This window comes from Methanococcoides seepicolus (assembly GCF_023684405.1).
In the GTDB taxonomy this organism is placed as follows: Archaea; Halobacteriota; Methanosarcinia; order Methanosarcinales; family Methanosarcinaceae; genus Methanococcoides; species Methanococcoides seepicolus.
Map to the genome: position 1 here is coordinate 1 of NZ_JAGSOI010000077.1, position 9941 is coordinate 9941.

Annotated in this window: 8 protein-coding genes and 1 pseudogene; 1 reads left to right on the forward strand and 8 read right to left on the reverse strand. The window is 41.2% G+C overall.

Annotated elements, in window-relative coordinates; translation table 11 throughout:
• The coding region (locus KDK67_RS12675) for a transposase-like zinc-binding domain-containing protein (protein WP_420846926.1) at window positions 1-109 on the reverse strand (109 nt) is incomplete at its 3' end.
• An 84-nt stretch (window positions 110-193) separates the two neighbouring features.
• Here KDK67_RS12675 and KDK67_RS12680 point away from each other — a divergent pair.
• Window positions 194-2713 (forward strand): PKD domain-containing protein, encoded by a 2520-nt coding sequence (locus KDK67_RS12680; RefSeq protein ID WP_250869171.1) that lies wholly within the window; start codon window positions 194-196, stop codon window positions 2711-2713.
• 511 nt (window positions 2714-3224) lie between these two features.
• On the opposite strand, the gene KDK67_RS12685 is transcribed toward KDK67_RS12680, so the two are convergent.
• From KDK67_RS12685 to KDK67_RS12715, 7 genes and pseudogenes are all read right to left on the reverse strand, one after another.
• On the reverse strand, window positions 3225-4388 hold the full coding sequence (locus KDK67_RS12685; protein ID WP_250869172.1) for a hypothetical protein: 1164 nt from the start codon (window positions 4386-4388) through the stop codon (window positions 3225-3227).
• On the reverse strand, window positions 4382-4810 hold the full coding sequence (locus KDK67_RS12690) for a type IV pilin domain-containing protein (RefSeq protein ID WP_250869173.1): 429 nt from the start codon (window positions 4808-4810) through the stop codon (window positions 4382-4384). The genes KDK67_RS12685 and KDK67_RS12690 overlap by 7 nt, the downstream gene beginning before the upstream one ends.
• Before the next feature lie 13 nt (window positions 4811-4823).
• Window positions 4824-6635 carry a type II secretion system F family protein gene (locus KDK67_RS12695; protein ID WP_250869175.1) on the reverse strand — a complete coding sequence of 604 codons (1812 nt, stop codon included), beginning with the start codon at window positions 6633-6635 and terminating at the stop codon, window positions 4824-4826.
• Window positions 6635-8374: a type II/IV secretion system ATPase subunit gene (locus tag KDK67_RS12700; RefSeq protein WP_250869177.1), complete on the reverse strand. Its 1740-nt coding sequence runs from the start codon at window positions 8372-8374 to the stop codon at window positions 6635-6637. The genes KDK67_RS12695 and KDK67_RS12700 overlap by 1 nt, the downstream gene beginning before the upstream one ends.
• Before the next feature lie 65 nt (window positions 8375-8439).
• Entirely contained in the window at window positions 8440-8952 is a 513-nt protein-coding gene (locus KDK67_RS12705) for a type IV pilin domain-containing protein (RefSeq protein WP_250869179.1), read from the reverse strand.
• Window positions 8953-9651, reverse strand: a complete 699-nt coding sequence (locus KDK67_RS12710; protein WP_250869180.1) for a type IV pilin N-terminal domain-containing protein — start codon at window positions 9649-9651, stop codon at window positions 8953-8955.
• A gap of 171 nt (window positions 9652-9822) precedes the next feature.
• Window positions 9823-9941, reverse strand: a pseudogene (locus tag KDK67_RS12715) (site-specific integrase); the annotation flags it as partial.

Genomic DNA, 9941 nt, shown 5'->3' on the forward strand with positions numbered 1-9941 from the left:
TAATCTCCACTGAATAGTTATACCCACAATCATGGCATTTGTAGCGTTGACGTCCATCGATTTTACCGTTCTTTTTATGATTGGAGCTCTTGCACCTGGGACAGTTCATGCATAAATATAGGTCCTAATAACATAAAAACTCTACTTAAATACCAATGCCAATTATAATTATGATATATATAGGTGAGAACAGATGGAGAGAAACAAAACAAACGTGTTTTTTAACAAAATAACTATTATCTTATTAACATTGATGTTATTATCCATTCCAGCCGCGGCATCTACTGGAAATGAGATAACAGCAACACAATCACTTTCTGCGAGCACAGCCAATCCTGGTGATACGATTGATGTGACTGTTCAGTGGACAACGAACACTAATGTAACAGCACCCACATATCAAGCAGATGTTCCAGATGGCTGGACGGTTTCATGGCAAAAAGATTACATAGCTGAATTCAAATCCAACACCTCCGAATGGATATGGTCTTCAGAGTACCCAGCAGGATTTACCCGTAGTATTACATACCAACTAGAGATACCTGAATCAACATTCGGCGGAACCTACACGATCACAGGAGCAGCATCTGGTTATGAAATAACTCCAATAGCCACAACCGGACAGACACAACTAACCGTAACAGGACCAACCCCCCCGCTTCCAGAAGCTGACTTTGAGGTAAATGCTACTTCAGGAATTGAACCTTTGACCGTCCAGTTCAACGACCTCTCGACAAATACTGATACATGGGCATGGGACTTTAACAATGACAGCATCATCGATTCAACTGAACAAAACCCTGTGTATGAATTCACAAACCCCGGAATTTATACAGTTTCCCTTAAGGCAAACAATTCATATGGAGAAGACACTGAAACAAAAGAAGACCTGATTACTGTTTCCAGAGACACAGTTGAAGTCTACAGTGGTACCGTTTCACTTTATCCGGATGAGAGAACTGCTCTTGGAGCACTTAATGGAACAGGAATGGAAATTGGTTTTGCTGATAATGGCATGGTTGATTCAATAGGCGGCTATGCGGCTGATTGGGATAACGAAAGTAACTATTGGCACCTCTATTTGAACGGTGCTTATTCCATGACCGGAGTGGCAGAGACTGTCGTTGAACATGGCGATGTTGTTGAGCTTATCCTCGCAAGTGACGATCCTGTTACATGGGCACTGAACGAATGGGATGTAAAGGCTACCGTGACTATCAATGTTATTGACAAAATATCCCCTGTAGCAACGTTGATCTCAATCACACCGAACCCGGCTGCTGAAGGTGAGGAGGTCACATTCAACGGAAGCGGAGAGGATGACGATGGCGCTGTTGTAGGCTACAACTGGACATCCAGTATTGATGGTCCGTTAAGCACCTCTGATAATTTCAGCACTTCAGATCTTTCGATCGGAACACATACCATTTACTTCAAGGTACAGAACGATATCGGACATTGGTCCTATGAAGTTCAGGACACACTTAAGATTATTGATGACATCGCCCCTGTGGTCACTATCGATGAAGTTGCAACTCCAACAAATGTGAACAATATAATGATCACAGGTACTTTTGTAGAAAAGCACCTTGACCAGATCACAGTAAATGGCATAAACGCTACAATTGGAGATGGCACATACTCAGCAAACCTGACACTTGAAGAGGGAATAAACACGATTGAAGTGATTGCTACCGACACCACAGGTAACACAGATACTGAGACAACACAGATCGTGCTTGACACAATTGCACCTGTGATCTATTCAACTTTCACCCATAATAGCACTCATGGAATGGTTGATGTAACATCTTCTGAAAACATTGCAGAATTAGAAGTAAATGTTAATCCTAATCCAATAGTGATTGTTCCTAACGGCGATCTTATGTGGACCGGATCATTCCTGCTTGACGGTGAAAATACATTCAATGTCAGTGTAACTGGTACTGACACTGCAGGCAACATTGGCATGAGTAATTATACAGCCATTATAAGAACAGTAGAATTTGTAAACGGAACTGTAGAATTCAACAACAGTACGCTTGGCACATCCATCGCATTCAATGCTGCGAACATCACCAGTGCTAGCATTGTTGTGACAGAAAGTATGGAACCAATGGCAAATCTGACAGATGAATATGTAGGATTCCATTTCATAAATGTAGAACTTGATAGTAATCTTACAGAAAAGATGGAGAATGCTACGATCAGAATACCAATACCAGAAGACTTCCCTGAAACAATAAATAAACACGATGTTAGCATCCGTTATTACAATGAAACAACATCCGAATGGGAGCCACTCGACAATGAGACACAGGTCGTTGTCATTGGTGATAAAGAATTCTGGGTTGTAGAAGTATCACACTTCTCCATCTATGCAGCAATAGCAGATGTCCCAGAAGAACCAGCTGAAGTCCCAGAAACACCAAGACATTCCTCAGGTGGTGGTAGCAGTTCAAGAGCCAGCATCATCAGCAGCATTACTGAAATTACAGATACTGAAGAAGAAGTGCAAGCACAGGATAAAGAGGAAAGTACGCCATCTGGTGACCAGACCACATCTGTCGAGTCCGAAACAACAGCTCCAAGTGTCGAATCTGAGACGGAGGACAATGAAGAAAATGCCAGGAACGTGCCTATGATGGATGGCGTTCTAGGAACATGCGCTATTGTCGTTGTTGGCATGTATCTCAGACGAAGAAAAGACTAAGCGAAAAACACTCGAAAGGAGACAGTTTAGTCTCCTTTTAATTCTTTTTTATTTTTACATAGCTACATTTTTGATATCGTTTTTTCTAACAAAATAAATATCCTGTCTTGAGTTCCCATGAACATAAATTCTTCAGGATAAGACAGTCGATGTGACCGTTCAGTTGTTCGAAGGCCTGGAACAGGTCAATAGAAGAGAAAGATTGCCTCCGAGTCAGGTAGTAATTTGTTCACTTACAACTACACATCAATTATATGGATTTTAAAGAACCACGACAAATCGACATCGAATGAAAAATATAAGAATCGATGTTAACGATTGTGAGGGAGATCCTCTACAAATTCAAGTGTTTGGTTCCAGAACCTTAACCCAAGCACGGGATCAATGAAAAAAAAGAAGAAGAAGCTCGACCGGATATAGAGATCGAGGTTTAGAGCCATTGAACAGATCCTTCCAAATGCCTGACCCCCAATATTGAAAATCGCTACAAGCAATAAAGAAATCCTAAATATCAAGGGAGGATTACCTCAACCTCCCTTGTTGTTATCCATACTGTTTTATTATGGAAAGAAGAATAAACCGTATTATTCTCGATACTCGCATTATTATCCGTTAATATCATGAATTTTTTCCATGCATCTGCCTGTTCTGATCTCATATTCATACGTATGTTGCTAACATTGGAATAAATATGATCCTCACTGCCAACAACCCGAAGAGTGACTATCGAATTCCCATTCCCGCTGAGGCTGGACTTTTTGCCGGTGATGTTGAACACAGACATACGTAGCAGGGAACCATTGTTCTCAAAGGACATGAACGGATAGGACCTTATCTCTGAGTTACGCCCTTGTTTCAGTATCACTGCACCATTCTCAAAGATCAGCTCCTGATCGATCCAATAATTATTGGATGCCCTGTATTTGAAATATCCCGTACTAACGTTCAACGTTTCGTTCACAGGTTTGTAACTTACCTGGAAGGAACCATTAAAGGTCAAAGAGAAAGGAAAAGCTTCAGGGTCATTGTAAGTGTTGTTCAGGATCACGGGAAAATAAGATTGGTTCATGTTCAAAAGGTCCATACCAAACGTGTTTCCGAGTATCAGAGAATCGCCCAGATTTCCAGATCTTATTTCCCTCAGCCCAATGGAGCTGTTATTTGAATATGTTCTAGTTACCAAGCCACCGTCTGGATACACAAATATTGAAGTCCTGTTCTCAGTATTATTATTGATAAAGACCGTATACTCACCCGGTTCCAGATCATCGGTCCACATCCTTAAGGATGAAACATTCGTGATATTGTGGATAGTAGTGAAACCTTCTACATCCTTACTTACCTCAGAAATGTTTTCCAGGGATATATTGATACTACTGCCACCCGGATCCAGAGTTATTATCCCACTCGAAGAAAGCGAGGAGTAAAAAGGCAACCCACCGTCCCCAAGAGGAATGTGAACTACACCACTTGAAGTGTCAGAACATGCTTTTGCAGCAAATTCACTAAAGCTTTTGTGAACCTCCTGCATATGATCGATCTCGTGCTCTGCAGCAAGAGCAGGAATATAATAAGCACGTATAGCCGTAACAAAGGTTGTGAGAACTACCAGAACAAGAAGTACTGATACCACCGCTGTTATTGCCTGACGGTCACGGAACAAAGCAATTACCATACAGGCCTCACCTCTGCTGTTGCAAGAACTGCTCTGGGGTGTACTACATAAATTTTTGTTATGTTCGTAAGGCTGGTATTCAAATGAAGCGTATCACCGAACTTCCAGTATTCCATATAAGTATCATTTTCCCATGAACCTGAGGTTCGGTTCATCTTCCATACGGAGTATCCATCATTCAGCTTTATTTCAGGGTATGTCCCACTTGCATTGGAGACCAGAATTTTTATATATGTGGAATGTACCGGATCACCACCAACATGCGTTATATCGGCCGAAGATGACGTTACATTGGTTATTTCAATCTCAATATAAGGCACCCTTTCATCAGGCATATTTCCATATACTGCCATTGAGAGCACGGACACCAGCGTTACTGCTATCGCAAGTTTCAACATTTCCCCAATAATCTCTGAGACCATTTTTTATCACCACTCAATAACCCATTAGTATAGTAAAGGATGCATATGTCAACAACAAACAAAGAATGGAGTGTTTTAATCCATGCAGGATGCTACCTTCAGCCATTTCGCCAAGTATAAGACCTGAAAAAAAGCCAAGTATTCCACATGTATTGAACATCGTCGTCTTTATGTGCTCCACATCAAGCAAATTCTGTCCCCCAAGACTGGTAACAGAAGGGAGGAACTGGGTAGAGAAAGAATAGCAAACATAAAGAAATGTTCCAAATGCGAGATATACAGTTGCGATGTAAATAATACTGGTTTCAAGTCTTTGTTTTCTCAAAGACAACATGTTCTCAGCATCTTCTGCAGCGATCAAGAGGACATCCCTTGTGTCCTCACTTACAACACTGGCATTTACAATAAGAGTGACCGCACGCCTTAATGAAGGAGTTCCGATACGGTTCTCAAAACGTACCAGTGCATCTTTCATCTCTCCCCCCCATTCCATGTCAAGCCATACCCTGTTTATTTCTCCTGAAAGACGACCTATATCCGATTTCAATAGCATGCCTATTGCATTATTCAATGTCAGACCCATTTCGTTGATCTCTGCAAGACGACGAAGGAAATCCGGAACCGCTTTATCGAGCTTTGCAAGCGTCCTCATCTTATATTCATAAGCTGCTGCCACTGGAAGAAGTGCAAGAAGTGCAGAGAGGAGAATCTGCTTGTTGATGCTTAGATCAAGATAGATGAATGGTATCAGCATAAGAGGAAGACTTATGACCGAGGCCTTGAGTGGCTCTCGGAGGATAGGTTCAAGAGGATTTTTCAGTTGCGTTAATATCTTCTTATAGAGTTTCTTCTTGTTGTAGAATTTTAATTTCGTTGCATACTCATTTTCATTTATCTCTTCTTCATCTATAGACATGGATTTTCGCAAGACGACCTTCTCGACATACCTCATCCCAAGATCTTCTTTGGGAGATATGGAATCCAGCAATATTATCAGTGCAATTGATCCTATTGGCAATCCGATATAAAGAGCTTGAAAAAGGTAAGGTGCCTGTTCCAGATTGAGCAGTCCTATAGTCACAAGAGTTATTAGAAGAAAGATCGGAACTGCCACAAAGGCTACAACATAGACCTCTGAGATCAGCTCAAGTGTCTTCAGGAACATCTCCTGTGTCTTTCTTGCATGTTCAAAATACTGATCAGTCTTTAGTTCGAAATAATGGTGGATATTACTTCCACCTTCCATCATCGGGATCAGGTTTTCCAGAAAGTCTTTAAAGACAGGTGAAGGACTTACACTTGCAGTGTTCTTTATTGCAGTGACAAGGTCTTTACCCATCATGTCCACATCCCTGACAACATATGATGCCTCTGTTGCAATCTCACCATAGATGTGCGGGTTCTTCATCAGTTCCTTGAATATCTCGTATATGGATGAACCACCTTTACTCATTCCAAAGCAGAATGATGCGGCATAGGGAAGGACCATGTCGATCTTCGTTTTGCGTGAATTTGCTGTAAAAGCAGGATACATGAGATAAAGGCGAAAAACTGCAAACCCGATCACAAGGGGAACAAGTGCCAAAACAATATCAGAAACAATGATCGAACTGTATGGCTCCAGGATTGAGAAATATGGTGTCAAAAACATGTAGGGAGTTAAAAAGAAAAAAATGAAGAGCAGGAGAAATGTTTGAACTCCATATGATACAGCCTTCTCATAAAAAGTGGAATAATGCATATCCATCCTTGCAGACCTGATGGACATTTGGAGATCACCATATTTGCCAGGATTCCTTCTCACATAACGACTGATGAAACTCATTATATCCCCTGTGAGACAAGCATTTCGTTTTCGCATTCATCGATATTCAGAAGGCAATTCCCGGAGAGTATGGAATGCATGGGATCGGAACCATCCCCATCCAGAAGTGACATCGTGTCGACAGGGTTTTTACAATATGCATTGATCCAGCGAACGACACTATCATAGTCCCGAATACCACGTTCAATTAGCTTTACCAGGAACTTTGCACGCATTTCCAGGATATCTTCAACTTCTTCGGCACTCCAGCCCCTGCGTCTCCGGATGTCATCGAGTACACCAGAACCTGCAAAATTTAAACCATCTGCCACAAAGTCCCAGTGGAATACATCTTTTGTATGAACGTCTTTACCTACACCCGTAACCTCTGCAACCACTGAGACTTTTCTTTTTTCAGCTCCATTTTCATAGGAATTGCTCAACATGCATATCACATCAAGAGCAGTGAACATTGCAGCAGGCACATTGATCGGTGGGTTCGTGAACCTGTTGATAACTTCTTTGGGCGTTCCGGCATGGAAGGTCGAACAGGTTGCATGGCCGGCATTCATTGCCTGGAACAATATCTCGGCCTCCCTGCCCCTTACTTCCCCAACAAGGAGATATTCCGGCCTTTGCCTGAGGGATGCACGGAGCAGGTCTTCCAGATCTATGGTCGCAGCATCAATGCTGGAAACACCATCTCTGGTCACGGTCGGAATCCAGTTCTCATGAGGAAGCTGGATCTCACGCGTATCCTCTAAGGTCACAATACGTATGTTCAGAGGAATGAACATACAAATAGCATTCAGAGCAGATGTCTTGCCCGTTGCAGTTCCACCACATAGCAATATATTCTTGCGGTTCTCCATACAGAGCCAGAAATATGCCATCATTTCAGCTGAGAACGTTTTCCATGCAATAAGATCCAGAGGTGTAAGCGGGACCTTCTTCTGTCTGCGTATACTGAAAGAACTGCCCTTGGGGCTTATGTCATGGCCATAGGTTATATTGATACGGGATCCTTCTTTCATGACCGTATCAAGGATCGGGTTGGACTTGGACAGATGTCTCCCACCCTGCTGCGCAATACGCATGACAAAGGAATCAAGCTCATCGTCCGTATCGAATACGATGTTCGTTGGCAGATCACCATATCCGGAATGATAAACATAGATAGGAATGCCCACTCCATTGCACCATATATCTTCTACACTGTGATCACGCATTATGGCACTGATTTTACCAAACTCTACAAAGTCACGTTTTACATAGTAGAATATCTTTTCAAACGATCTGGTATCAAGTTTAGAATATTCTGAAAGAATCCCGGCTGTTTTTTGCCTTAAAAGTTCAGATCTGTCGACCTTTTCGAACTCATCTATATTGTCAACACCCCTTAAGGTCAAAACGTCCTCAAGCATCATTATGACCTCTTCAAGGAGGGTCTTCTCGAACCTGTTGAGCTTTGGCTCGACCACGACATACTTGGTGTCACTGCGGATAGTGTCATACAGGATCGATACAAATGAATAGGGTTCATCCACCCAGTACTTTTCTATCTCTTTGTGACCTTCCGGTACAGTGAAAGATACCAGATCTTCATTTAAGAGATTATGGCTATCAGAAACATCATGTCCCTTTGATAAACTTCTCTTCTTAAGATCCAGTAATTCAAAAAAGCTTGAAAAGGAGGGCTTTTTCAAATTTGGGTCGACGGTAGAGAGATAGTTTTTGATATTAGCAACAATTTCTTTCATAATTGATAAGTTCTAAGATATCAGTCGTTCTCACAAAAAAAATCAAAATGGAACCCTCTAAATGATCAAGGCCCCATTATGATTTTTGTAGAGTATATTGCCAGGTCGGTTTCACGATCAATGACTTTTATCTCGAAAGGTTGTCCGATAGCTATCATTTGTTCGGCAACGTTAGCATATTCGTCACCTGGTACGAGGGCTTTAATGGGAAAACTGATCTTTGCCACTTTTCCTGGCCCGAGCACATCTTCTGCAAAATCTTTGCCATTTTTCGGATAGAATGTCACATTCGATTTGTCCACATAGTTGGACATTGTGGGTCGACCATAGCTGATCTCAAATTTGACAAAATTCTTATATATCGGATCGCCACCAAGATGTTCAATTGTAATGTTCTGTTCTGAAAATGATGCTGATGCTTTGAACGTAGCTGATGGAACATCATTTTTAGTTGCAATACTTCCGGAAAATGAGCTAACAGCAGCAGCAAGGATAACTGTTACAACTATCATCAGCATAACACCGATAACGGGGCTTACTCCGCTTTTGTCGTTTGTAAATGATCTGGAAGGAAACATTCAGATCACCCTCACATCTGAATCAAAAATTACTTTCTGACTTGGAGTATGTATAATTTTTATGTTAAGATGATCTCCGCTTTCAACACTGTCCCAATCTGCAAACATTGCGTGCATTCCTGATATTATCTGACCATTCTCTGGCTCAACTTCAAAACCATCACATAAATAATCCCATTGTTCACTTTCTTCACTATATTCCCATTCAGCTTCCATCTTGTAATTAGACCAATCATCTGCCATCATGCTTCTCCCTGGTTCAAGTGAATATTCTCCAAAGAAGGAATCTGATTGGCTTTGGAAAAGACCTCCTTGATTCCACATCGGTGCTGTGCCATTATAATTTCCTGTGTAAGTGTTCACTTGATTTGGATATATTTCTCTAAAACCATTGCCTCCACGGGCTTTGGGGTTTTCTGTGATAATCATCAAGTCCTTAGTGTCTATTGAATCACCGGAAATATGCTTTATGTTGACATACGACATGGTCCCCTCAGTTGGTCCCATTTTTGCATTTATATCTTTCACAATCTCAGCACTGAAAACAGCAGAAGGTGTTTGCTCTGTTCCATCAAGTATTCCCTGTGAGGAAGAACTGACTGCAGCAGCCAGAACCACAGTAACTACCACCATAAGCATAACGCCTATAACCGGAGACACTGCTCTGGAGTCATTCACAAGTTTCATTTTTCTTTTCATTGCCAGATCACCTATATCATGAGTTGAATAGTTGGATAATTTCTAACTAAATATATTACATAGAAGAATATGTGTTGCCACTAACATATATAAAACTTGGTATTTGTACAACATATATAAACTATAAAGATAATGCATGAATGATTAAAGCAATAATAAATATGGTTCTCTTTAACATCGAGTGGGTAAACTCAGTTTACCTGCCATCAAGAATATCATTGTATCCCTATACATTTCTGTCTTCAACCCGTACGATCTCTTAAAAGCAGTCTTAATCTTGTTGTTCAATC

Excerpts from the sequence above, each read along its gene's own strand:
- KDK67_RS12695 (WP_250869175.1), bottom strand. The coding sequence starts at position 6,635 with ATGAGTTTCATCAGTCGTTATGTGAGAAGGAATCCTGGCAAATATGGT.
- KDK67_RS12685 (WP_250869172.1), bottom strand. The coding sequence starts at position 4,388 with ATGGTAATTGCTTTGTTCCGTGACCGTCAGGCAATAACAGCGGTGGTA.
- KDK67_RS12705 (WP_250869179.1), bottom strand. The coding sequence starts at position 8,952 with ATGTTTCCTTCCAGATCATTTACAAACGACAAAAGCGGAGTAAGCCCC.
- KDK67_RS12680 (WP_250869171.1), top strand. The coding sequence starts at position 194 with ATGGAGAGAAACAAAACAAACGTGTTTTTTAACAAAATAACTATTATC.
- KDK67_RS12710 (WP_250869180.1), bottom strand. The coding sequence starts at position 9,651 with ATGAAAAGAAAAATGAAACTTGTGAATGACTCCAGAGCAGTGTCTCCG.
- KDK67_RS12700 (WP_250869177.1), bottom strand. The coding sequence starts at position 8,374 with ATGAAAGAAATTGTTGCTAATATCAAAAACTATCTCTCTACCGTCGAC.
- KDK67_RS12690 (WP_250869173.1), bottom strand. The coding sequence starts at position 4,810 with ATGGTCTCAGAGATTATTGGGGAAATGTTGAAACTTGCGATAGCAGTA.